Origin of the sequence: Streptomyces sp. 7N604, assembly GCF_052245475.1 — a bacterium.
Taxonomy (GTDB): Bacteria; Actinomycetota; Actinomycetes; order Streptomycetales; family Streptomycetaceae; genus Streptomyces.
In genome coordinates this window covers 116,865-140,130 of record NZ_JBQQBX010000018.1, presented here as the reverse complement: position 1 = coordinate 140,130, position 23,266 = coordinate 116,865, and the positions used below count along the sequence as shown (strand labels likewise).

Annotated in this window: 20 protein-coding genes; 10 read left to right on the top strand and 10 right to left on the bottom strand. The window is 71.9% G+C overall.

What is annotated here, in order from left to right; all coding sequences use genetic code 11:
* Nucleotides 1-160: 160 nt before the first annotated feature.
* The 4 genes from ACTWP8_RS20945 to ybaK all read left to right on the top strand — a co-directional run bounded on the left by ACTWP8_RS20945 (nt 161) and on the right by ybaK (nt 4,768).
* Complete coding sequence (locus tag ACTWP8_RS20945; RefSeq protein WP_443323676.1) at nt 161-1,762, top strand: oxidoreductase; 1,602 nt, start codon at nt 161-163, stop codon at nt 1,760-1,762.
* Between the two features lie 541 nt (nt 1,763-2,303).
* On the top strand, nt 2,304-3,437 hold the full coding sequence (locus ACTWP8_RS20940) for a hypothetical protein (protein ID WP_443323717.1): 1,134 nt from the start codon (nt 2,304-2,306) through the stop codon (nt 3,435-3,437).
* A gap of 11 nt (nt 3,438-3,448) precedes the next feature.
* Nucleotides 3,449-4,189: an LON peptidase substrate-binding domain-containing protein gene (locus tag ACTWP8_RS20935; RefSeq protein ID WP_443323675.1), complete on the top strand. Its 741-nt coding sequence runs from the start codon at nt 3,449-3,451 to the stop codon at nt 4,187-4,189.
* 60 nt (nt 4,190-4,249) lie between these two features.
* Nucleotides 4,250-4,768 (top strand): Cys-tRNA(Pro) deacylase, encoded by a 519-nt coding sequence (gene ybaK, locus ACTWP8_RS20930; RefSeq protein WP_443323674.1) that lies wholly within the window; start codon nt 4,250-4,252, stop codon nt 4,766-4,768.
* A 429-nt stretch (nt 4,769-5,197) separates the two neighbouring features.
* Here ybaK and ACTWP8_RS20925 read toward each other — a convergent pair whose 3' ends face one another.
* The 4 genes from ACTWP8_RS20925 to ACTWP8_RS20910 all read right to left on the bottom strand — a co-directional run bounded on the left by ACTWP8_RS20925 (nt 5,198) and on the right by ACTWP8_RS20910 (nt 9,274).
* Nucleotides 5,198-5,794: a DUF2567 domain-containing protein gene (locus tag ACTWP8_RS20925; protein ID WP_443323716.1), complete on the bottom strand. Its 597-nt coding sequence runs from the start codon at nt 5,792-5,794 to the stop codon at nt 5,198-5,200.
* Between the two features lie 71 nt (nt 5,795-5,865).
* Nucleotides 5,866-6,720 (bottom strand): ABC transporter permease, encoded by an 855-nt coding sequence (locus ACTWP8_RS20920; protein WP_443323673.1) that lies wholly within the window; start codon nt 6,718-6,720, stop codon nt 5,866-5,868.
* Between the two features lie 48 nt (nt 6,721-6,768).
* A complete protein-coding gene (locus tag ACTWP8_RS20915) occupies nt 6,769-7,806 on the bottom strand; it encodes an ABC transporter ATP-binding protein (RefSeq protein WP_443323672.1) in 1,038 nt (345 codons plus the stop codon).
* A gap of 121 nt (nt 7,807-7,927) precedes the next feature.
* A complete protein-coding gene (locus tag ACTWP8_RS20910; protein ID WP_443323671.1) occupies nt 7,928-9,274 on the bottom strand; it encodes an NYN domain-containing protein in 1,347 nt (448 codons plus the stop codon).
* Nucleotides 9,275-9,585: 311 nt separating this feature from the next.
* Between ACTWP8_RS20910 and ACTWP8_RS20905 the strand changes: the two genes are divergently transcribed.
* Nucleotides 9,586-9,777: a hypothetical protein gene (locus ACTWP8_RS20905; RefSeq protein WP_443323670.1), complete on the top strand. Its 192-nt coding sequence runs from the start codon at nt 9,586-9,588 to the stop codon at nt 9,775-9,777.
* A gap of 189 nt (nt 9,778-9,966) precedes the next feature.
* On the opposite strand, the gene dnaE is transcribed toward ACTWP8_RS20905, so the two are convergent.
* Nucleotides 9,967-13,509, bottom strand: a complete 3,543-nt coding sequence (gene dnaE / locus ACTWP8_RS20900) for a DNA polymerase III subunit alpha (RefSeq protein ID WP_443323669.1) — start codon at nt 13,507-13,509, stop codon at nt 9,967-9,969.
* A 205-nt stretch (nt 13,510-13,714) separates the two neighbouring features.
* On the opposite strand from dnaE, the gene ACTWP8_RS20895 reads away from it, so the two are divergent.
* From ACTWP8_RS20895 to ACTWP8_RS20880, 4 genes are all read left to right on the top strand, one after another.
* A complete protein-coding gene (locus tag ACTWP8_RS20895; RefSeq protein WP_443323668.1) occupies nt 13,715-15,049 on the top strand; it encodes a DUF2252 domain-containing protein in 1,335 nt (444 codons plus the stop codon).
* A 108-nt stretch (nt 15,050-15,157) separates the two neighbouring features.
* Entirely contained in the window at nt 15,158-15,841 is a 684-nt protein-coding gene (locus ACTWP8_RS20890; protein WP_443323667.1) for a hypothetical protein, read from the top strand.
* Nucleotides 15,842-15,914: 73 nt separating this feature from the next.
* On the top strand, nt 15,915-16,763 hold the full coding sequence (locus tag ACTWP8_RS20885; RefSeq protein WP_443323666.1) for a thioredoxin domain-containing protein: 849 nt from the start codon (nt 15,915-15,917) through the stop codon (nt 16,761-16,763).
* Between the two features lie 108 nt (nt 16,764-16,871).
* Entirely contained in the window at nt 16,872-18,530 is a 1,659-nt protein-coding gene (locus ACTWP8_RS20880; protein ID WP_443323665.1) for an alkaline phosphatase D family protein, read from the top strand.
* A 9-nt stretch (nt 18,531-18,539) separates the two neighbouring features.
* Here ACTWP8_RS20880 and ACTWP8_RS20875 read toward each other — a convergent pair whose 3' ends face one another.
* Complete coding sequence (locus tag ACTWP8_RS20875; protein ID WP_443323664.1) at nt 18,540-19,118, bottom strand: dienelactone hydrolase family protein; 579 nt, start codon at nt 19,116-19,118, stop codon at nt 18,540-18,542.
* A gap of 129 nt (nt 19,119-19,247) precedes the next feature.
* Between ACTWP8_RS20875 and ACTWP8_RS20870 the strand changes: the two genes are divergently transcribed.
* Entirely contained in the window at nt 19,248-20,309 is a 1,062-nt protein-coding gene (locus ACTWP8_RS20870; protein ID WP_443323715.1) for a mechanosensitive ion channel family protein, read from the top strand.
* 17 nt (nt 20,310-20,326) lie between these two features.
* Here the strand turns inward: ACTWP8_RS20870 and ACTWP8_RS20865 are convergent, their stop codons facing one another.
* From ACTWP8_RS20865 to ACTWP8_RS20850, 4 genes are all read right to left on the bottom strand, one after another.
* The gene (locus ACTWP8_RS20865) at nt 20,327-21,073 is read right to left on the bottom strand and encodes an SDR family NAD(P)-dependent oxidoreductase (protein ID WP_443323663.1); all 747 of its coding nucleotides are present in this window, start codon (nt 21,071-21,073) and stop codon (nt 20,327-20,329) included.
* Between the two features lie 128 nt (nt 21,074-21,201).
* Nucleotides 21,202-21,684, bottom strand: coding sequence for a GNAT family N-acetyltransferase (locus ACTWP8_RS20860; RefSeq protein ID WP_443323662.1), 483 nt, complete (start codon nt 21,682-21,684; stop codon nt 21,202-21,204).
* On the bottom strand, nt 21,681-22,622 hold the full coding sequence (locus tag ACTWP8_RS20855; RefSeq protein WP_443323661.1) for an RluA family pseudouridine synthase: 942 nt from the start codon (nt 22,620-22,622) through the stop codon (nt 21,681-21,683). Before ACTWP8_RS20855 ends, ACTWP8_RS20860 begins: the two co-directional genes overlap by 4 nt.
* Before the next feature lie 51 nt (nt 22,623-22,673).
* Nucleotides 22,674-23,246 (bottom strand): signal peptidase II, encoded by a 573-nt coding sequence (locus ACTWP8_RS20850; RefSeq protein ID WP_443313409.1) that lies wholly within the window; start codon nt 23,244-23,246, stop codon nt 22,674-22,676.
* Nucleotides 23,247-23,266: the final 20 nt, after the last annotated feature.

The following is a 23,266-nucleotide window of genomic DNA, read 5'->3' as shown; positions in this document are numbered from 1 at the left end:
CCTGTTCCGGTCTCCGGCCGCGCGTTTCAGTGGCTGATACGCGCCCCTGCCCCGCTTCCCGCGATGTTGCTGACCGTTAGCGTTCAGTCCGTTACGGAACGGGAATAGGGAGCTTGGAAGAGCCGTGTGGGCCGCGCGGCGCGGGAAGGGGGTTGCGGAGGTGTCCGGAGCAGGTGGCGGCGAGCCGCCGGAGGGTCTCGAGCTGACCCCTGCGGAGTGGGGAATGTGGCAGGCGTTCCGCAACGGCAGCACGCACGACCTTCGCACCCGCAATCCCGTGCAGGACGATCCACAGGGCAGGCACTACTGGGGTCCCGACCGCAGCGTGCGCGCCCGCGTCGTCGCCCTGCTGCTGCTCGACGGTCCGTCCGCGCAGCCGGGGCGGGTCTCCGCGCTCAAGCTGGCCGGTGCGTACATCACCGGCACGCTCGAGCTGTCCGGCGGCACCGTCGAGCCGTACGTGGAGCTGCGCGGCTGCCGCTTCGAGAACGAGGTGCTGCTGCCCGAGTGCAGCTTCACGACCCTGCGCCTGGTGGCCTGCGCGATACCCCGCCTCGAGGCCGCGCGGCTGACCACCGAGGGCGATCTGCACCTGCCGCGCTGCACGGTGCGCAGCGGCATACGGCTCACCGACGCGCACATCGGCACCGACCTGCTGCTCAACCAGCTCACGGTCTACAAGGACAGCAAGGGCCGGTCGATCGCCGCCGACGGGATGACCGTCGCGCAGGACCTGCAGGCCGAAATGATGCAGTCGTACGGCGAGTTCAGCCTGCGCGGGGCGCAGATCGGCGTCTCGCTGAGCCTGCGCGGCAGCCGGCTGAGCAACCCGTACGGGCGGCGGGCGCTCAACGCCCCGCAGCTGACCGTCGAGCGGTCCCTGTACATGACCGCGGCCGGGCTCAGCACCTCGCCGCTGGCCGGCTCCACCGGCACCACGCCGCCCTACGGGATCACGCCGACGCGCGGGACGCGGATCCAGCACTTCGAGTGCGAGGGGGGCGTGCGGCTGGACGACGGGCGGTTCGGCGACGCCGTCGACTTCTACCAGGCCCGGTTCGTCATGGAGGCCGGCCAGGAGGTGTCGCTGCGCCGCATCCAGACGCCGGAGCTGCGGTTCCTCGGCGAGCGGCCGCAGCGGGGGCGGGTGGTGCTGTCGGGCGCCAAAGTCGTCAACCTGGTCGACCGGTCGACGAGTTGGCCGGGCCCCGGGGGTCTTGCGATGGCGGGGTTCGCGTACGAGACGCTGATCCCGCGCGGGCCCTTCCCGCTGACGCGGCGGCTGGAGTGGGTGGCCGCGGCCACCCCGGAGTACGCCCCGGAGCCGTACGAACAGCTGGCGGCGGCGCTGCGGGCCAGCGGCGAGGACGCGGACGCGCGGGCGGTGCTGCTGGCCAAGCAGCGGCGGCGGAGGGAGACGCTGCCGCTGGCCGGGAAGCTGTGGGGCTATCTGCAGGACTGGGCGGTGGCGTACGGCTACAAGCCGGGGCGGGCCGCGCTGTGGATGGCGGTGCTGTGGGCGGTGGGCGCGCTGCTCTTCGGGCGGAATCCGCCGCAGGAGCTGCGCGACGGCGAGTCGCCGCACTGGAACGCCGCGCTGTACGCGCTGGATCTGCTGCTGCCGGTCATCGATCTGGGGCAGGACGGCTTCTGGAAGCCGCAGGGCCGCTTCCAGTGGGCGGCGGCGGTCCTGATCCTGCTGGGCTGGATCCTCGCGACGACGGTTGCGGCGGGCGCGTCGCGACTCCTCCGCAGGAGCTGAGCGGAGTGGCCATGCGGCCCGCACGACGACACGGGGGCATGGCCCAGACCCGACCCGGGCGACGGTGCAGGGACCTGACCCAGACCCGACCCGCGCGACGACACAGGGACCTGGGCCGGACCCCACCCGCGCGACGACGCGTCGGCCTGCCGCAGCCGTGGGCCCGGACGCGGAAGCCGACGGCGGGCGCGGGCCTGGGGACTCGGTGAGCGCAGCTCCCGAGACCGCCCCGAGACCTCCCCTCGGCAGACCGGGTCACCGCGGCCCTGCCCGGTGCCGCGGCCGGCGCGGCGGCAGGGACCGGCGGGCCGCACCCCGGCGGGCTGCGCGGTCCGCCGCGACCAGCACTCTTTACCCGGCATTGACCGTTCCGCAAGCAACCTTTCCGCTGATACAGAAGCGTCGCAGAAACCTCTTGGCTCGCCTTCGACCTGCGGTTTCAATGACCTCGAGCACCACCGCGCCCGAACTCCCCACCAGGGCACGGCAGTCCACGTACCGACCCGTTCCCGCCCGTCTACCGCCGGAGGCACAAGGCACGATGGTCTTCCTCCGGGCACTCGTCACCACCATCCGTATGCTCCGCCACACCTCCGGACTCGCCGCCGGCCTGCCGGCGGACGACGACGTGCTGCTCGACGCACCCGACGAGCCGCTGGCCCCCGCGCTCGCGGCCGCCGGGCGGGGCGACCACCGCCCGGCCGCTGCGCTGCTCGCGGCGACCCGCGAGGCCGCCGAATGGGAGTCGCGCGACCGCTACACCACCCGCCTCGCGATCTTCGCCCAGCATCGCCCCGACTGGTTCGCGGACTGGCTGGCAGCCGCGCCGCGCGATCCGGACGCCGCACTCGTCAAGGCCCAGCTGGCCGTCCGCAGAGCGTGGGAGCGGCCCGGCCGCGCCGAGCCGCTGCGGGAGACCGCGCCGCTCATCGAGTCCGCTGCGGAGGCCACCCCGCGCGACCCCGTGCCGTGGCGCATCGCGCTCGACCACGCGCGCGGCACGCACGCGACGCGCACCGACTTCGACGCGCTGTGGGGCGAGGCCGTACGCCGGTCACCGCACCACTACGGGTGCCATGTCGCGGCGCTGCAGTACCTGAGCGCGGACTGGTACGGCTCGCACCGCGAGTGCTTCGGCTTCGCGGAGCGCGCGGCCGGGCAGGCGCTGCCCGGCTCGCTGCTGCAAGCCCTCCCGGTCCGTGCGGCGTTGGCGGTCCTGCTCGCGGAGGCGGACCGCGCGCCGGGCTGGGCGAGCCGTACGGGGCCCGGGGCGGGCCGCCCGGGGCGCGGAGCGGGACGCCCGGGGCACGGAGCGGGACGTACTGGACGCGGGGGTGACCGTACGGGGCCCGGCGCCGCCGACGTCCTCGCCGAGCGCATCGACGCGGCCGCCGACCTGGCCATCGCCATGTCCGCGCGGTACGCGTCCGCCGACCCGTGGCCCGCCGAGGTCCGCAACCTCCTCGCGTACATCCTGATCGTCCGGGGCCGCTGGGCCGAGGCCCTGGAACAGTTCCGGCTGATCGGCCCGTATGCCACAAGCTTCCCGTGGAGTCACATCTCCGACGATCCGCTCGGCCAGTTCCTGGAACTGCGCGACGGCGTCCGCATCCAGGTCGCCTCGTCCATGCCCCTGCGGAGACGGGCGGGCAGGACGCCCGCAACCGGCCATTAGGCTTGAGCGTTGTGACTGTCGCGCGCCTGCCACTCTTCCCGCTGAACTCGGTGCTGTTCCCGGGCCTCGTGCTGCCCCTGAACGTCTTCGAGCAGCGGTATCGCGCCATGATGCGCGACCTGCTGAAGCTGGACGAGGAAACGCCGCGCCGCTTCGCCGTGGTCGCCATCCGCGACGGCCACGAGGTCGCGCCCAGCGCCCCCGGCATGCCGGACACCACGGCGCTCCCCGAGCGCGGCCCGGCGGCCGGCTTCGGCGAGGACCCGGTCAAGGCGTTCCACCCGGTGGGCTGCGTCGCGGACGCGGCCACCATCCGGGAGAAGAGCGACGGCGGCTTCGACGTGCTGGCCACTGGCACGACGCGCTTCCGGCTGCGGTCGGTCGACGCCTCCGGGGCGTATCTGGTGGGCGAGATCGAGACCCTTCCCGAGGAGGAGGGCGAGGGCGCGGGGGCGCTCGCCTCGGGGGTCATGCGAGCGTTCCGCACGTACCAGAAGCGGCTGGCCGGGGCGAACGAGCGGTCGCTGAGCGCCGAGCAGGAACTGCCGGACGAACCGTCCGTGCTGTCCTATCTGGTGGCCGCGGCGGCTGTGCTCGACACCCCGGCGAAGCAGCGGCTGCTGGAGGCGCCGGATACGGCGGACCGGCTCCGGCAGGAGCTGAAGATACTGCGCGGGGAGAGCGCGCTGATCCGCGGCATTCCGTCGCTGCCCGCGGTCGACCTGACGCGGCAGCCGACGAACCCGAACTGAGAACTGAGTCCCGATTGGGCTGGGCTGAACTGAGCCCAACTGAACGAAGGCTTCGGCACCTTGGCGAAGAAGAAGCAGAAGTCCGCGGGACCGGGGCGGCCGGGCGCGGGCGGGACGCCCGCGACGGTCGCCCTGACCGAGGCGGGTACGGCGTTCACCGTGCACTCCTACGAGCACGACCCGGCCGCGCCGTCGTACGGCGAGGAGGCGGCGCAGGCGATGGGGGTGGAACCGGAGCGAGTGTTCAAGACGCTGCTGGCGGAGGTCGACGGCGCACTGACGGTCGCGATCGTCCCGGTCGCCGGGTCGCTCGACCTCAAGGCGCTGGCGGCGGCGGTCGGCGGCAAGCGGGCGGCGATGGCGGACCCGGCGGTGGCCGAACGCACGACGGGGTACGTGCGAGGCGGCATCTCGCCGCTCGGGCAGCGCCGCCGCCTGCGGACGGTGCTGGACGCGTCGGCCTCGGGGCACGCGACGGTCTGTGTGTCGGCGGGCCGCCGCGGGCTGGAGGTCGAGCTGGCGCCCGCGGATCTGGCGTCTCTTACGGACGCGGTGCTGGCACCGATCGCCCGCGCGTAGGCGCACTCGCGTCCGCGCGTGCGCGGAGTCTGGACGTCTGTGCCGCCCGGGCGCACTCTGCGGGAAGGCGCGGGCGCCCGGCCCGCGCGGGAGGGGGCCACGCCGTGTCGAAACGTACCCGCAAGCGCAAGTGGCGCACGAGAAGAAACCGCGCAAACCACGGCCGCCGCCCGGCCTAGCCCGTCGCCCTCGCCGGGCGGCGGTCGCCGGGCGGCGGGAAGGCGGCCGCTGCGGCGTGTGCGTCCTGGTGCCGGGGGCGGGGGTGGGGTGGCCTTCCACGGGCCGACACAGGCCCAGCAGTTCCGACGGAACGGGCTGGCCTTCCCCGCCCGCCCCGGCCGCATGCTGGGACTCCGCGGGCGGCCATGGAACCTCTCGTTCCGACGGAAGGGGCGGGCGGGTGGGAAACGAAGCCCGGCCGGAGGCCGGTCAGAACCGCGCCGGAGGCGGCGGGGCGTCGCGGGGGCCGAAGAAGCCCGTCAGGCACAAATGGACCGCCGCGGCCGCGATCGGCCACGCCAGCAGCGCCCCCTTCGCCCGCAGCTGAAGCGGCGCGTCGAAGACCTTCCCCTCCCCCACGGCCCTCGCGTGCGCCGCCACGTCCTGCGTCGGCCCCAGCCATACGCCCAGCCGCCATGCCACCAGTGAGCCGAGCAGCCCGCCCACCGCGGTCGCCACCACCAGCGCGACGCCCCCGCGCCGGAACAGCAAGAAGACCACGACCGCCGAGAGCACCCCGAAGCCCGCCGCGAGCAGCACGAACGTGCCGTCCGCGCCGATCGCCTCCTCGCCCTCGGAGTTCTTGAAGTAGACGGCCTTGCCGTCCGAGACCAGCGGGACCCGCGGCGCCAGCCACAGCCACAGCAGCCCCAGCAGGACCCCGGCGGCCGCCAGAGCGACCACCACCAGTGCGCCCTGCCGCAACTCGGCCCGCAGGCCGGGCCCGTCAGCGGGCGCGTGCACCGGCCCGCCTCCAGTGGGCGGCTTCTGGCGGGGGTCGTGCGGATGCTGATCGTGCGGTGTCATCGGTGCGGTCACTCCGCCATCGTGCCAGGCCGGGGCGGTGCCGCCCGCGGCAGGACGCCGGTCCGGGCGCGTCATCGCACCGCCGCCCGCCGGTACGCCCAGGTGGCGACCGCCAGCGACGCGACGCCGACGGCCGCGCAGACGCCGAGATCCGCGCCGACGGCCAGCCAGTCCGGCCTCGCTTCGAAGGTGCGGGCCAGCGCTTCGACCCCGTACGTCGAGGGCAGCAGGTCCCGCGCCCAGGCCACCGGGCCCGGCAGGTGCGCCGCGGGCAGCACGCCCAGCAGCAGGGCGGCCGACATGCCCAACTGGCCGAGCAGCGTGGCGAGTTCCTGCCGGGGCGCGAGCAGCCCGAGGGCGGCGCCGAGCCCGGCCAGGGCGGCACCCGCGAGCGGGATCACGGCGGCCAGCACCCACAGGTTGGCGAGGGGCAGCCCGAAGAGCAGGCTGCCGACGACGGCCGTGACGGCCGTACCGGGCGCGGTGAAGGACGCGTACGCCCCGGCCGCGCCGAGCACCACCGCGGCCGGCGGCACCGGCAGGGTGGCGTAGTGGTCGAGTCCGCCGCTCGCGCGCAGCTGCCCGAAGTACTGGGCGAGAAGGTTGAGCGCTACGAAGGCCACCACCAGCACGCTCGACCCGGCGACCACGGCCCGCGCCTCGTCGGCGCCGTCGACGACCCCGCGCATCAGGACCATGATCCCCACGCTCTGGAAGGTCGCCACGAACAGCAGCGGGATGCGGGCCACGCGGGCCCGCGACAGCTGCGCACGGTAGACGGCGGCCAGCGCGGGCAGCAGCCGGGCGGGCGGCGCGAGCGGGGCGGCGGCCGCCGCGTCGCCGTCGGGCCACGGCTCGGCCTCGCCGCCGGTACCGGCATTCGCCCGGAGTCCTCCGGACACCGCCTCCGCGGGCACGACACTCACGTTGTGCTCCTGTTCGCTACGGGCCGGTGGCAGGCCGCTCGCATGCGGTCAGTCACCCTTCACCAAGCCTTTCGTACGGCCGCCGAGCGCAAGGTACACATCCTCAAGGCTCGGCATGGCAAGGGTGAAGTCATCGAGCGCCGCGAACGCCGCGCCGCCGGTCACGGCGGCGACCGCGGCCCGGGCCTCGTCCGGGGCGAGCCGCAGCACCCAGCGGCGCCCGGACTCGCGCGCGGACGCGCGCAGCGCCGCCACCTCCGGCACGTCCAGCGGGGCCCGGACCCGCCACACGAGCTCAAGACGCACCTCGTCGGCGACCAGAGCCTTCAGGCCGCTCGGCGTGTCGCAGGCGATGACCCGGCCGCGCTCCAGCACCGCGACCCGGTCGAGGACGGTCTCCGCCTCGATGACGTTGTGGGTGACGAGCACGACGGTCACACCGCGCTCGGCCCGGCGCCGGTCCACCGCGCTCCACACGGCCCGCCGGGCCACCGGGTCCATGCCGGTCGTCGGCTCGTCCAGGACGAGCACGGGCCGGTCGCCGACCAGCGCAGCGGCGACACAGGCGAGCCGCCGCTGACCTCCGGACAGCTTCTTCAGCGGCCGTCCGGCGATCTCGGCGAGCCCGAGCTCGTCGAGCACGGCGTCGCGCTCGGCCCGCGCCGCCCTGGCGTCGAGTCCGCGCAGCCGCGCGGTGGTCTCGGCGGCCAGGGCAACCGTCAGCTCGTCGAGGGCGGTGGACTCCTGACCGAGATAGCCGACCAGCCGCGCCGCCCGCTCCGGGTGCCGTACGAGATCGTGGCCCAGCACCCGTACGCTGCCCGAGTCGGGCCGCATGAGGCCGGTGAGCTGGCGTACGAGCGTGGACTTGCCGGCGCCGTTCGGGCCGAGCAGCCCGAAGATCTCGCCGCGCTGGACATCGAGGCTGATGCCGTCGCTCGCTCGCACGGCCGGAGCGGCGGGAGCACGGCGACGGGCCCGGACGGCGGGGTAGGTCTTGACCAGGCTGCGCACGGCACACGCGGGGGCGGCTTCCGCCGCGGCGGCTCCGCCGCCATGCCCTGCCCGCGCTGTGCCCGTCCTCACGAGCAACGAGGGTACGCGTCCAACCCCCGACCCCTGGCTCCGGGGCGCTTTATGGGCATTCGTTCCGCGGGGCGATGGGGGTACCCCCATCGCCCCGCGGAACGAATGCCCACAGCGGTCTTCATCCCGCGGCGGAGCCGCGTTCCTCCCCCGCGCGGGTGTCGAACTCGCGCCAGAAGCCCGCGCGGATCGCGTACCGGTCGTGCTCGTCGATCTGGTCGTCCTTGTGAGCGAGCAGCCCGAAGCGGGCCGCGTACCGCAGCAGTTCCCCGTCGATGCGGTGCGGGATCCGCGGGTACTCCGTGGAGAGCTGCTGCAGGTGCGTCTGAGAGGACAGCCGCTCGGTCCAGCGGCGGGCGAAGACCTGGCCCACCTCGAACGGATCGCCGCTCACCGCCGTGATGTCCTCCTCGCGGTCGGCCCAGCGCTGCTCGGCGCTCGTGAGCTGGGCGAGCGTGGGGAGGGCGGCGATCTCCGCGGGTTCGGCGGGGCCACCGCGTTCGACCCAGCCGCGGTCGGAGGACCAGCGGAGCGTGGCGTTCGCCGGCTGCGCCTGCTGCGGCGGCTGCGCACCCTGGCCCGCGTGGGCGCGGCCGAGGCCCGCGAGGTCCTTCGGGGTCGGGACGCCCTTGGTGCCCGTGGCATCGGACGCGCTCGGCGCACCGGCCGCGGCCGCCGCGGCCGCCTGCACACCGGCGGCGGAGCCGTTCGCCGACGGCGGCACCGCGACGCCACCCTGCCCGGCACCGGCGCCCACACCGGCACCCGCGCCTGCCCCGGCACCGACCCCGGCGTCGGCCGCCTGCCCCTGCGCAGGCGCAGGCGCAGGGCCCGCGGCGGACGACTCGGGCAGCGGTGCGGAGAGGATCGCCGCGATCTCCGGCTCGGGCGCGGCCGGCGGTGCGCAGGGCTCGACGAGGTCCTTGGCCCGTACGGCCCGGGTGATCCACGCCCGGTCCAGAACGCGGCGCTCGTCGGCCTCGGCGACGAGATCCTCGGACTGGTTGAAGTCGCCGTCGGCGGCTTGCACAGCCCACAGATGGATGGCGACGCCGTGCTCCTTGGCGTCCATCAGGCCGGGCAGCAGATCGCCGTCCCCGGTGACCAGGACGATGTCGGAACAGGCCCGGTTCCGGGCGAGTTCGGTGAGCTCGGCGTGCATGGCGGCGTCCACGCCCTTCTGCGCCCACCGCCCGTCGCTGCGGGTCAGCGCGCCGAGCCGGACGGTGACCCGGGGCATGACGCGCAGCCGCCGGTGCTCCGGCTGCGGCACCCGGTCCGGCGCCCCGTCGAACCAGTAAATCCGTAGCAGGGGACGCTCGGTGTCGACCTCGGCGCGCTCCCGCAAACCCTGGATGAGGGCGGCGTGATCGACGGTGATGCGGGCGCGGGCGGGCTCTCCTGCGAGCAGGCTCGCAGCGGCGCCCAGCAGGTAGCCGGCGTCCACCAGGACGACGCAGCGGTCCACGTTCCACCCTCTTTCGTGAAGTCCGTCGCCCCCCGGAACGGCGTTTTGGCTTCGGGTTTCCTTCGAGTCTGCCCGACCGCACAGGGGTTATCAGTCGGAACTCGATCATCGGCGTGGCGGATACGGAAGCCGCGCGGAAGCCGTACGGAAGCGCTTACCCCGCCTGCTTCCTCACCCACCCTTTTCACTCAGGGTAATTGTCCGACATGCGTTCATTGTCGGGTCATGCGAGCGTTATCTCGCAAAGCGGCCCCGGCGCCCGCCGGCCGGCCGCAGGCCAGGTTCCGAGATTCCGCACAGGAGGCACGATCATGGCCAAGAACAAGAACCAGAATCGCAGTCAGCCCAAGAGCCGCAGCACCGCCTCGCGCGCCGACGAGCGCGCGAAGAGCCCCAACGCGCAGAGCTCGTCGTCGGAGTCCCAGTCCCAGCAGCAGGCACACTCCTCGAGCTCCGAGCAGTCTGCCCGCAACAAGCAGCGCAAGAACTTCGGCCACAACTGACCGCTGCCGCTGAGCGGAAGCTGAGCGGCACGAGGGGCGCGCCCTCCCCCGGACCGGTCCGGGCCCAGGGCGCGCCCCTTCCGCGCGTGGTCCGTACGGCGCGGCTCAGCCGCCCAGCCAGTCAGGACGCCCACCCCTCAGCCGCCCAGGCAGGGCGAACGCTCAGCCCGCCGGGCAGGACGCCTCCGCTCAGCCCGCCAGGCAGGACGGCCCGAGCAGCACCTTGAGGTCGCCGAAGAGGGCCGGGTCCGCGGTGACCCGGTGCCGGTCCAGCCGCAGCACGGTGGTCTTCCGGGCCCCCTGGAGCTTGATACGGACCTCGGTGCTGCCCTTGTGGTGGTTGAGCACCTCGCCGAGCTTCTCGACCAGCGGCGGGGTGACCTTCACCGTCGGAATCGTGATCGTCACGGGCGCGTTGGCGGAGGCCTCCGACAGGTCGGGAACCATCAGCTCCATCGCGACCAGCCGCGGCACGTCCTCCCGCTTGTCGAGGCGGCCCTTCACGAAGACGACGGCGTCCTCGACGAGTTGGGTGGACACCAGCTGGTAGGTGGCCGGGAAGAACATGCAGTCGATGGAGCCGGCCAGGTCCTCGACGGTGGCGATGGCCCAGGCGTTGCCCTGCTTGGTCATCTTCCGCTGGAGCCCGGAGATGATGCCGCCGATGGTGACGATCGCGCCATCGGCGTGCTCGCCGCCCGTCAGCTGGGAGATCGCCGCGTCCGTCTTCTCGTTGAGGACGTGCTCGATGCCGAACAGCGGGTGGTCGGAGACGTAGAGGCCGAGCATCTCGCGCTCCTGCGCCAGCAGATAGGCCTTGTCCCACTCGACGTCGGAGAACTCCACGTCGAGCCCGAAGCCGGGGGTGTCGTCGCCGGAGTCGTCGCCCATGCCGCCGAAGAGGTCGAACTGGCCCTCGGCCTCCTTGCGCTTGACCTGGACCACATTGTCGATCATCGGCTCGTAGTGCGCCGTGAGGCCCTTGCGGGTGTGGCCCATCTCGTCGAAGGCGCCCGCCTTGATCAGCGATTCGACGGTCCGCTTGTTGCAGACGACCGCCTCGACCTTGTCGAGGAAGTCGGGGAAGGAGGTGTACTTCCCCTTCGACTTGCGGCTGCGGATGATCGAATCCACCACGTTCTGCCCGACGTTCCGGACCGCGGTCAGGCCGAAGAGGATCACATCGTCGCCCTGGGCGGTGAAGTTCGCCTCGGACTCGTTGACGTTCGGCGGCAGCACCTTGATGCCCATGCGGCGGCACTCGTTGAGGTAGACCGCCGACTTGTCCTTGTCGTCGCGCACCGAGGTGAGCAGCGCGGACATGTACTCGGCCGGGTAGTTGGCCTTGAGGTAGGCGGTCCAGTAGGTGACCAGGCCGTACGCGGAGGAGTGGGCCTTGTTGAACGCGTATCCGGCGAAGGGGACCAGCACGTCCCAGACCGCTTGGATCGCCTCGTCCGAGAAGCCCTTCTCGCGGGCGCCCTTCTGGAAGTTGACGAACTCCGCGTCGAGGACTTCCTTCTTCTTCTTGCCCATCGCGCGGCGCAGCAGGTCGGCCTGGCCGAGCGAGTAGCCCGCGAGCACCTGGGCGGCCTTCTGCACCTGCTCCTGGTACACGATGAGGCCGTGGGTGATGTCGAGGACCTCCTTCAGGGGCTCCTCGAGCTCGGGGTGGATCGGCGTGATCTCCTGCTGCCCGTTCTTCCGCAGCGCGTAGTTGATGTGCGAGTTCATGCCCATCGGGCCCGGCCGGTAGAGGGCCGAGACCGCGGAGATGTCCTCGAAGTTGTCGGGCTTCATCATGCGCAGCAGGGAGCGCATGGGCCCGCCGTCGAACTGGAAGACGCCGAGGGTGTCACCGCGGCACAGCAGGTCGTACGTCTTGGGGTCGTCCAGCGGCAGGCTGAGCAGCTCCAGATCGATGCCCTTGTTGGCCTTCACCATCTTGACGGCGTCGTCCATGATCGTGAGGTTGCGCAGGCCCAGGAAGTCCATCTTGAGCAGGCCGAGCGACTCACAGGTGGGGTAGTCCCACTGCGTGATGGTGACGCCGTCGGTGTGCCTGACCCAGACCGGGATGTGGTCGGTGAGGGTCTCGCTGGACATGATCACGCCCGCGGCGTGCACGCCCATCTGCCGGACCAGGCCCTCGACGCCGCGGGCGGTGTCGATGACCTTCTTCACGTCCGGCTCGTTCTCGTACATCCCGCGGACTTCGCCCGCCTCGCTGTAGCGGGGGTGCTGCGGGTCGGTGATGCCGGAGAGCGGGATGCCCTTGCCGAGGACGTCGGCGGGCATGGCCTTGGTGATGCGGTCGCCCATCGCGTACGGGTAACCCAGCACGCGCGCGGAGTCCTTGATCGCGTTCTTCGCCTTGATGGTGCCGTAGGTGCCGATCATGCAGACCTTGTCGGCCCCGTACTTCTCGGTGACGTACCGGATCACCTCGGCGCGCCTGCGCTCGTCGAAGTCGATGTCGACATCGGGCATGGAGACGCGCTCGGGGTTGAGGAACCGCTCGAAGATCAGGCCGTGCTCGATCGGGTCGAGGTCGGTGATCCCCAGGGCGTACGAGACGATCGAGCCGGCCGCGGAGCCCCGGCCGGGGCCGACCGCGATGCCGTTGTTCTTGGCCCACATGATGAAGTCGGCGACGACCAGGAAGTACCCCGGGAACCCCATCTGGATGATGATGTCCATCTCGTACTCGACCAGGCGCTGCCGGTCCTCGGGGATCCCGCCGGGGTAGCGGCGGGCCATGCCGCGCTTGACCTCCTCGCGGAACCAGGTGACCTCGGTGTAGCCCTCGGGCACATCGAAGCGGGGCATCAGGTCCCGCTTCTCGAACCAGCCGGTGGTGTCGACCAGCTCGGCGACCTTGAGGGTGTTGGCGCAGCCCTCCTGCCAGGCGTCGGAGGAGTCGATGGCGTACATCTCATCCGTGGACTTCAGGTAGTAGCCGGTGCCGTCGAAGCGGAAGCGGTCCGGGTCGGAGAGGTTCTTGCCGGTCTGGATGCACAGCAGCGCGTCGTGGGCGCTCGACTCGTGGGCATACGTGTAGTGCGAGTCGTTGGTGACGAGCGGCGGGATGCCGAGCTTCTTGCCGATCTCCAGCAGGCCGTCGCGGACCCGGCGCTCGATCTCGATGCCGTGGTCCATCAGCTCGAGGAAATACCGCTCCCTGCCGAAAATCTCCTGATATTCGGCGGCGGCCTTCAGGGCTTCGTCGAACTGGCCGAGGCGGAGCCGGGTCTGCACCTCGCCGGAGGGGCAGCCGGTGGACGCGATGAGGCCCTCCGCGTGCTCCGCGATGACCTCCTTGTCCATCCGGGGCCACTTGGTCAGCCAGCCCTCCTTGTAGGCGTCGGAGGAGAGCCGGAAGAGGTTGTGCAGACCGGTCTTGCTGCCCGCCCAGATCGTCTTGTGGGTGTAACCACCGGAGCCCGAGACGTCGTCCCGCTTCTGGTGCGGCTGGCCCCACTGGATGCGCCGCTTGTTGCGCCGCGACTCGGGCGCCACGTACGCCTCGATGCCGATGATCGGCGTGATTCCGGCGCCGGTCGCCTGCTGGAAGAAGTCGTACGCCCCGTGCAGGTTGCCGTGGTCCGTCATCGCGATGTGCGTCATGCCCATCTCCTGACAGGCATTGAACATGTCCTTCAGCCGCGCCGCACCGTCCAGCAGCGAGTACTGGGTGTGAACGTGCAGGTGCGTGAAGGGCGGCTTGGCCACGGCTGAAGACCTCCAGAAGAAGCTGCGGCGCGAAGCGCCTCGATCAGGGGCGGTGGTCGGGTGACGGGTGGGCGACGGGTTGGGTCGACGGCTCTGAAGTCTATGCCTCGGGACTGACAGCGGGCGGGCACTCGCGAGTAGCCTCGCGCGTTGGAACAGCCGGAAGATCCGACCCTCAGCTCCAGGCACCAGGAGGCTCACCGCGATGTCGTCCCAGCAGGCCCTGTCCACCCAGGCCGAGCAGCGCGGCGAGGAGATCCTCGCCGTTTTCGACACCGCCTTCGGGCAGCTGCTGAGCGCCGATCCGGCGGCGTTCCGGGTCAAGTTCCGCAAGATGGCGGGCTCCGCCTTCGCCTTCTACCGCGGCACGGCCTGCCTGTTCTACAAGGACTTGGAGGAGGGCCGGGACAGCGGCCCGTACCTGGACGACCGGACGGCCCGGGTGTGGATCCACGGCGATCTGCACGCCGAGAACTTCGGCACCTACATGGACTCCAACGGCCGACTGATCTTCAACGTCAACGACTTCGACGAGGCGTACGTGGGTCCGTTCACCTGGGACCTGAAGCGCTTCGCCGCCTCCGTGGCCCTGATCGGGTACACGAAGGCGCTCAGCGACGAGATGATCAGCGACCTGGTGCGGACATACGCCGCCGCCTACCGCGAGCGGATCCACGCGCTGGCCACCGGCGCGAAGAACGACGAAGTGCCGCCCTTCACGCTCGACACGGCCGAGGGGCCGCTGCTGGACGCGCTGCGCGACGCCCGTTCCCTCACCCGCTTCGGGCTGCTCGACTCGATGACCGAGATCCGCGACTTCGAGCGCCGCTTCGCGCCCGGCGTCGGCGCGATCGAGCTGGACGCCGCGACGCGGTACAAGGTCCTGGCGGCCTTCGACGGCTATCTGGAGACCCTGCCGGAGTCCAGCCTCGCCCGCCCCGACTCGTACCGCGTCAAGGACGTCGTCGGGCGCCGCGGCATCGGCATCGGCAGCGCGGGCCTCCCGTCGTACAACATCCTGCTGGAGGGCAACAGCGACGCCCTCGAGAACGACGTCGTGATCTATATGAAGCAGGCCCAGACCCCGGCGGTCTCCCGGCACATGACCGACGAGCGGGTCCGCGGCTACTTCCAGCATGAGGGGCACCGCACGGTCATCTCGCAGCGTGCGCTCCAGGACCACGCCGACCCCTGGCTGGGCTGGACCGAGCTGGACGGGTCGGGCCAGCTGGTCGCCGAAGTGTCGCCGTACGCGGTGGACCTCGACTGGTCGGACATCGACGACCCGGCCGAGATCTCGGAGGTCGTGGCCGACCTGGGGCGGGCCACCGCGACCATGCACGCGGCGGCGGACGACGAGAGCGGCCACTCGCTGGTCCCGTTCTCCACGGAGCGGGCCATCGACGCCGCGATCGCGGCCGACGAGGACGGCTTCGCGGGCCTGCTGGTGGACTTCGCGCACTCCTACGGGGCCCGGGCGCGGGCCGACCACCAGATCTTCGTGGACCTGTTCCGCAACGGACGGATCCCGGGGCTGTAGCGAGCCGCAGCGACAAGGGCCCGCTGGCAGGGTTTCCGTATGAGGGGACCCGTATGAGGGGGGCCCGTTTAGTCGCCCCTTACCTGCGGACATGGCACACTCTGCGCGATGGACATATCCGGGGCCCAGTTGAGGACGCTACGCGCAGCGCTTTTCACGGCGCTGTGCGTGACGCTGTCGGCTGCCTCGCACGTCCTGCTGTCCGGCGTCCCGCTCCCGGTGACCACCGTCGCCGCGCTCTCCGCCGGTGTCTTCGCCATCGCCTGGGCACTGGCCGGGCGGGAGCGCGGCTACGGCGCGATCGCGGCCCTGCTGATCCCGCTCGAGCTGGCCGCGGACACGGTCTTCACCACGGGCCAGCACGCCTGCTACGGGCAGGCGGGCGGCCCCGTGGCGGGCCCGCTGCGCTCGGTCGGCGTGGATCTGCTGTGCAGCGGCGGCGACTTCGGTACGCCGCTCGCCCGCATGGCGAGCCGGGAGCCCGCCGCCACCCTGCCGGTCGCCGGCGACCCGGCCACCCCCTGGCTGCTGCTCGCCGCGCACGTCACGGTCGGCCTCGCCGCTGCGGCCTGGCTGCGGCGCGGCGAGACGGCGCTGGCCCGCCTGCTGCGCGCCGTCGCAGGCTTCGCCTTCCGGCCGCTGCTGACCGCGGTCGCCGCGGTCACGGGGGCGGAGGAGGGGCCCGCGCACCGGGCTCTGCGGGCGGTACGGCGCGTGCGCCCGGCCCGTACCCAGCCGATGCTGGTCCACTCCGTCGTACGGCGCGGACCGCCGTGCTGCGTGGCTCTCTGAGCACTACCACTCAGAACCCACCGAGCACAGCAGTCCCATCCCACACCCCATACGACGGAGCAGGAAGAACACCATGAGCAAGCGCAACAGCCAGGCCAGCAAGACCGCCGCCCGCGAGCGCCTCCGCGCGGAGCGCGAGCGCCAGGCGAAGAGGGACAAGATCCGCCGCCAGCTGGTCGTCGGCGGCTCGATCGTCGCCGTGCTGGCGATAGCCGCCGGCATCGGCGTGGCCGTCAGCAACATGGGCGGCGGCGACAGCAAGGTGAGCCACGAGGACTGGGTGGCCGCCGCGAAGAAGGAGAGCTTCGCGAAGCCCGCGAACGCCTCCGGCAACAAGGGGACCGTCGTCGTCATCGGCGACAAGAACGCCAAGAACACCCTCGAGGTCTACGAGGACATGCGCTGCCCGGTCTGCGCGAGCTTCGAGCAGGCCACCGGCGAGACCGTCCTCAAGGACATGAGGGACGGCAAGTACAAGCTGCAGTTCACGATGGGTGCCTTCCTCGACGAGAACATCCCGCCCAAGGGATCGGGCTCCAAGAACGCCCTGAGCGCGCTGGGCGCCGCGCTGAACGTCAGCCCGGACGCCTTCCTCGAGTACAAGACCGCCCTCTTCTCCGCCAAGAACCACCCGGACGAGAGGGAGGACAAGTTCGCCGACGACGCGTACCTGCTGAAGGTCGCGGACCAGGTCAAGTCCCTCAAGGGCAACGCGGAGTTCGAGAAGGCCGTGAACGAGGGCACCTACGACCAGTGGGCGCTGGCGATGAAGGACCGGTTCAACGCGGCCAAGGACATCCAGGGCACGCCGAGCTTCAAGCTCAACGGCACCAAGCTCACTGCCGAGGGCAGCCAGAACGCCCCGATGACCCCGCAGGAGTTCAACGCCGCGGTCGACAAGGCCCTGGCCGCGAAGAGCTGAGGGCCGTCGCCGCCTCAACAGAGGCGGAAGCGACCTCTCGCCGACGGGCGGGCGAACATCCCGTATTCGCCCGCCCGTTCGGCCTGCGAGTCCGTAATCTGATCGGCCGTGACCGATCTCCAGCCGAACAACACGAGCAACACGAGCACCCGCCGCACGGTCGTCAAGGCCGCTGCGGCCTCTGCCGCGCTGATTCCGCTGACCGCCGCGGGAACCAGCGCCATGGCCGCCGAACCCGCGGCCCCCGCCTTCCTCCACGGCGTCGCCTCCGGCGACCCGCTGCCCGACGGCGTACTCCTGTGGACGCGCGTCACCCCGTCCCCCGAGGCCGTACCCGGCTCCGGCAAGGGGCCCGAGGTCACGGTCGACTGGCAGATAGCCGAGGACAAGTCCTTCTCCAAGGTCGTCGCGAGCGGCGCCACCAGCGCCCGCGCCGCGTCCGACCACACCGTGAAGGTCGATGTGCGCGGACTGCGCCCGGCCACCCCGTACTTCTTCCGCTTCACCGCCGGCGGGGTTCAGTCGCCCGTCGGGCGCACGCGCACCACCCCGGCGCACGACGACACCGCACACGCCATCCGGTTCGGTGTGGTGTCCTGCGCCAACTGGGAGTCCGGCTGGTTCTCCGCGTACCGCCACCTCGCCGCGCGCACCGACCTCGACGCGGTGCTGCACCTGGGCGACTACATCTACGAGTACGCGGCCGGCGAGTACCCGGCGCAGAAGTACGTCGTACGCCCGCACTCCCCCGCGCACGAGATCACGGGCCTCGCCGACTACCGCGTCCGGCACGCCACGTACAAGACCGACCCCGACCTCCAGGCCCTGCACGCCGCGCACCCGGTCGTCGCGATCTGGGACGACCACGAGTTCGCGAACGACGCCTGGTCGGGCGGCGCGGAGAACCACACCGAGGGCGCCGAAGGCGAGTGGGCGCAGCGCGTGGCGGTGGCCAAGCAGGCGTACTTCGAGTGGCTGCCGGTGCGGACGTCGACCGAGGGCACCACCTACCGGCGGCTGCGCTTCGGCAAGCTGGCCGATCTGCACCTGCTCGACCTGCGCTCCTTCCGCTCCCAGCAGTCGACGGTCGGCAACGGCGACGTCGACGACCCCGACCGTACGATCACCGGCCGCGCCCAGCTGGACTGGCTGAAGTCGGGGCTCTCGTCCTCCGACGCGTCGTGGAAGCTCGTCGGTACGTCCGTGATGATCTCGCCGGTCGCCTTCGGCTCGGTGCCCGCCCATCTGCTGGAGCCGCTCGCCGAGCTGCTGGGGCTGCCCAAGGAGGGCCTGGCGGTCAACGTGGACCAGTGGGACGGCTACACCGACGACCGGCGCGAGCTGCTCGCGCACCTGCGGGACGGCGGGCTTACCAACACGGTCTTCCTGACCGGCGACATCCACATGGCGTGGGCCAACGACGTGCCGGTGAAGGCCGCCACGTACCCCTTCTCGCCGTCGGCGGCCACCGAGTTCGTGGTGACGTCCGTGACCTCGGACAACCTCGACGACATCCTGCACGTCCCGCCGCAGTCGGTGTCACCGGCCGCGGTCGCCGCGATCAAGGCCGCCAACCGGCATGTGAAGTGGCTGGACATGGACTCGCACGGCTACGGGGTGCTCGACGTCACGGCCGAGCGGGCGCAGATGGACTACTACGTGATCTCCGACAAGACCGACCCCAACGCCTCGGCCGAGTGGACCCGCTCCTACCGGACCCGGTCGGGCAGCCAGAAGGTGGAGCGGGCGGACGCGCCGGTGCGCTGAGGCTCCGCTCTACAGCTCGTCGAGGAAGCCGAGCGCCACCGACCAGGTGGCCTCGGCCGCCTCGGCGTCGTAGTCCGGCAGCTCAGGGTCGGTGAAGATGTGCCCGGCGCCCGGGTAACGGAAGATCTCGACCTCCGCTCCCGCCCGCCGCATCCGCAGGTACCAGGCGTTCAGCCAGTCATGCGGCTCGAAGGGGTCGGGGTCGGCCACGTGCAGCTGTACCGGCAGGTCGTCGGCCGAGGCGCCCTCCGCGATATCGGAGGTGCCGTGCAGCAGGAGCAGCCCGCGCGCCTTATCGTCGGCGAGGGCCAGGTTCTGGGCGATCGAGCCGCCGAGCGAGAAGCCCGCGTAGACGAGGCCCCGGTCGGAGAGCGGGGCGGAGGCGGTGACGGCGCGCCGCAACAGCTCGTCCTGGCCGATCTCGTCCTTGATCGCCATGCCCTCCTCGACGGTCTCGGTGGTCCGCCCGTCGTACAGGTCGGGCACGTGCACCTCGTGCCCCGCCGCGCGCAGCCGGTCGGCCGCCGCGTGCACGGCAGGACGCAGCCCGAAGGCCGAGTGGAAAAGGACGATCGTCGAGGACGCCACAGCTCTTCACTTCTCTCTCGCACTGTCTCTCATCTCACATCGTGCCAGTTACGGTCGTGGGTACGCGCACAGCCACGGGCATTTGATATGCCTGGCAGGTCAGACTCCCCGGAAGGAGCTGAGGTGCCCATGGAGGACGTGCTGCGTCCGCTGCTCGTACTCGGCGGCTCGGTCGCGGTCACCGTCATCGTCGGCTGGGTCGTCGACCAGGTGCTGCGCAGAACCGACGCGGCGCACCCGGAGACACCCCTGTGGGGCCTGCTGCGCCGGTGCAGGCTGCCCCTGCAGTTCGTGCTGTGCGCGGCGCTGCTGCGCGGCGCGTACGGCGAGGCCCACATCGCCCGTGACCACACCAAGGCGATCGGGCAGGTGCTGACCCTGGTCCTGATCGGCTCCGCGGCCTGGCTGATCGTACGGATCTCGGCGGCGGTCGTGGAGTCGGCGTACTCGCGCTACGCGACGGCGACGCGGGACGCGGCGCGGGTGCGGCGGGTGCGCACCCAGGTGACGCTGATCCAGCGGGTGGTGACGGCCGTCGTCGGGGTGGTCGCGGTGGCCGCGATGCTGCTGACCTTCCCCGCGATGCGCACCTTCGGCGCATCGATGCTCGCCTCCGCCGGAATCCTCGGCATCGTCGCGGGCATCGCCGCCCAGTCCACGCTGGGCAATCTCTTCGCCGGGCTGCAGATCGCCTTCGGCGACATGGTGCGGATCGGCGACGTGGTCGTGGTGGACGGCGAGTGGGGCACGGTCGAGGAGATCACCCTCACCTTCCTGACCGTACGGACCTGGGACGAGCGCCGGATCACCATGCCGGTCTCGTACTTCACCAGCAAGCCCTTCGAGAACTGGTCGCGCGGCGGCCCGCAGATGACGGGCACGGTCTTCTTCCAGGTGGACCACGCGGCGCCGGTGAACGCGATGCGGGAGAAGCTGCACGAGATCGTGCAGGACTGCCCGTCCTGGGACGGGCGCGACTGGGGCCTCGCCGTGACCGACACCACCCCGACCACGATCGAGGTGCGTGCCCTGGTCACGGCCCGGGACGCGGACGAAGTGTGGACGCTGCGCTGCGAGGTCCGCGAGCGGATGGTCGCCTGGCTGCACGACGAGCACCCGTACGCGCTGCCACGCGTCATCACGGCGGCGGTTCCTGAGGACACCGAGGACAAGCCGGTCGACGTCGACTGACGTCTGCGCTCCGCCGGCTAACGCCCTCGCTCCGCGCCGCCGTTGACCTGGATCAGCTGGGCGGTGATGTGGTCGGCGGCCGGGGAAGCAAGCCAGTGCAGGGTCTCGGCGACGTCCCCGGGATGCCCGGCCCGGTGGTTGAGGGTCTCGTCGATCCGCGCCTGACGGCGCTCCTCCGGCATGCCGTCGCCGAAGAAGCCGGTCTCCTCGATGTAGCCGGGGGCGACGAGGTTGACGGTGATGCCGCGCGGCCCGAGGTCCGCGGCGAGCGCGAACGCGTACGGGTGCAGGCCTGCCTTCGCGGAGCCGTACGCGTGGCGGCCGGACCCGCGCAGGGCCGCGATGGAGCTGAGGAACAGCACCCGGCCGCCGGGCGAGGCCACATGGTCGCGGAGCGCCTCGGTGAGCAGCACGGCGGTGAGCACGTTGAGCCGGAAGTTGACCGTCCAGTCGTGGGCGGTCGCCGCCAGCGGGTCGTCGGTCGCCGCCGGCGGCTCGAGACGGCCGTTGCCGCCCGCGTTGTTGACGAGCACGTCGACGGCGCCGAACTCCTCGCACACGAAGTGCGCGGCCCGCGCGACCTGCTGCGGGTCCGTCAGATCGGCCGGGCAGGCCACGGCGCCCGGCAGCTCGGCCGCGGCCCGCTCGAGGACATCGGCCCGCCGGCCGATGAGCACCAGCTGGTCGCCGTCCCGCGCGAATGTCCTGGCCGCCGCGAACCCGATCCCGGTACCGCCACCGCTGACGACGACTGTGCGTGACATTAGCGATCCCCTCGCTCGGGTTTCCCAGGCGATCCTACGACGGGCCCCCGGGCACCCGCCCGGGCTCGCGACGACACGTGCGGACGCCGCGAGGGAGCTCCAGCGGAGTCCGGTTGTCTCGCGCGCGGCTAGAGCGCCCTGCGCATCGACCGGTGCACGATGCCCGCGTCCAGGAACTCCTCGCCGTACGCCGCGTAGCCCAGCCGCTCGTAGAAGCCGAGCGCGGACACCTGCGCGTGCAGGTCGATCGCGGTGAGGCCGAGCCTGCGCCCCTCGGACTCGATCGCCCGGACCAGCGCGGCCCCGACCCCGAGGCCGCGCGCCGCCCGCGTGACGGCGAGGCGGCCGAGCGCCCCGACGCTCTCGTCGCCGCCGTTCTTCGCGGCCGCGGCCCGGCCGTGGAGCATCCGCCCGGTGCCCAGCGGCCCTTGCGGGCCCACGGCCAGCACGTGCACGGCGCCGCCGTCGTAGGCGTCGTACTCGATCTCGGCGGGCACCCCCTGCTCCGCGACGAAGACCTCGGTCCGCACCGCGAAGCAGGCCGCCCGGTCCCCCTCGTCACGGGCGACCCGGACGTCGTACGGCAGGGCGTTTCGCGCCGGGGCGGTCACGCGCTCTCCGCGCGCACGATGTCCAGCGCGCGCTGCAGGTCGTCCGGGTACGCGCTCTCGAACTCCACCCAGCGCCTGTCCGCGGGGTGCTCGAAGCCGAGCCTGACCGCGTGCAGCCATTGCCGCCCGACCTTCAGCCGCTTGGCGAGGGTGGGGTCGGCGCCGTAGGTGAGGTCGCCGACGCAGGGGTGGCGGTGGGCGGCCATGTGGACCCGGATCTGGTGGGTGCGGCCGGTCTCCAGCTTGATGTCGAGCAGACTGGCGGCGCGGAACGCCTCGATGAGGTCGTAGTGCGTGACGCTCGGCTTGCCGTCGGCGGTCACCGCCCACTTGTAGTCGTGGTGCGGGTGGCGGCCGATGGGGGCGTCGATGGTGCCGCTCAGCGGGTCCGGGTGGCCCTGTACGAGCGCGTGGTAGCGCTTGTCGACCGTCCGCTCCCGGAACTGGTGCTTGAGCGACGTGTACGCCCGCTCCGACTTCGCCACGGCCATCAGGCCGGACGTCCCGACGTCGAGGCGGTGCACGATGCCCTGCCGCTCGGCGGCGCCCGAGGTCGAGATCCGGTAGCCGGCCGCGGCCAGTCCGCCGATGACCGTCGTCCCGGTCCAGCCGGGGCTCGGGTGGGCGGCGACCCCGATCGGTTTCATGATCACGACGATGTCGTCGTCGTCGTGCACGATCTCCATGCCCTCGACGGGCTCGGCGACGACCTGCACGGGCGGCGCGGCCTGCGGCATCTCCACCTCGAGCCAGGCGCCACCGGTAACGCGGTCGGACTTGCCCGCTTTCGTGCCGTCTACCTGGACCTTCCCTGAGGCGGCCAGCTCGGCGGCCTTGGTCCTGGAGAAGCCGAACATGCGGGCGATGGCGGCGTCGACGCGCTCACCCTCGAGGCCGTCGGGTACGGGCAGCTGGCGGATCTCGGGAAGCGTGCTCACCCGTCGAGTATGCCGGAACGCCGGCGACGCCTCGTACGCCTGCTCGTACGCTCAGTCCTTGTGGACCGTGCCGTCCGGGTCCAGCCCGCGGAAGGACAGGATCACGATCAGGAAGCCGCCGCAGACGATCGCCGAGTCGGCCAGGTTGAAGACGGCGAAGTGGGCGGGGGCGATGAAGTCCACCACCGCGCCCTGGAAGACCCCGGGCGAGCGGAAGATCCGGTCGGTGAGGTTCCCGAAGGCCCCGCCGAGCAGCAGCCCGAGGGCGATCGCCCACGGCACGCTGTAGAGCTTGCGGGCGATCCGCGCGATCACCACGATCACCGTGGCCGCGATGATCGTGAAGACGATGGTCAGGGCCTCGCCGATGCCGAACGCGGCACCCGGGTTGCGCACCGCCTCCAGCTTGAGCAGATCGCCCACGATCTCGATCGGCGCGTGGTGCTCCAGCCTGGCCACCACGATCATCTTGCTCACCAGGTCCAGGGCGTACGCGAATGCGGCGACAGCGATCAGCACCGCGACCCGCCGCTTGCCCTTCGGTGCGGGCTCCTCGGTCTGCTCCGGCTCCGGCGCCCCCTCCTCAAACCCTGGAGTACCGATGGTCCGCTCCGCCTCTGCCACGTGAGTCCCTCAGCATCTGT

Bases quoted from the DNA above. Each gene is read 5' to 3' on its own strand.
- ACTWP8_RS20895 (WP_443323668.1), top strand. From the start codon at position 13,715: ATGTCGTCCCAGCAGGCCCTGTCCACCCAGGCCGAGCAGCGCGGCGAG.
- ACTWP8_RS20885 (WP_443323666.1), top strand. From the start codon at position 15,915: ATGAGCAAGCGCAACAGCCAGGCCAGCAAGACCGCCGCCCGCGAGCGC.
- ACTWP8_RS20940 (WP_443323717.1), top strand. From the start codon at position 2,304: ATGGTCTTCCTCCGGGCACTCGTCACCACCATCCGTATGCTCCGCCAC.
- ACTWP8_RS20865 (WP_443323663.1), bottom strand. From the start codon at position 21,073: ATGTCACGCACAGTCGTCGTCAGCGGTGGCGGTACCGGGATCGGGTTC.
- ACTWP8_RS20925 (WP_443323716.1), bottom strand. From the start codon at position 5,794: ATGACACCGCACGATCAGCATCCGCACGACCCCCGCCAGAAGCCGCCC.
- ACTWP8_RS20890 (WP_443323667.1), top strand. From the start codon at position 15,158: ATGGACATATCCGGGGCCCAGTTGAGGACGCTACGCGCAGCGCTTTTC.
- ACTWP8_RS20905 (WP_443323670.1), top strand. From the start codon at position 9,586: ATGGCCAAGAACAAGAACCAGAATCGCAGTCAGCCCAAGAGCCGCAGC.
- ACTWP8_RS20870 (WP_443323715.1), top strand. From the start codon at position 19,248: ATGGAGGACGTGCTGCGTCCGCTGCTCGTACTCGGCGGCTCGGTCGCG.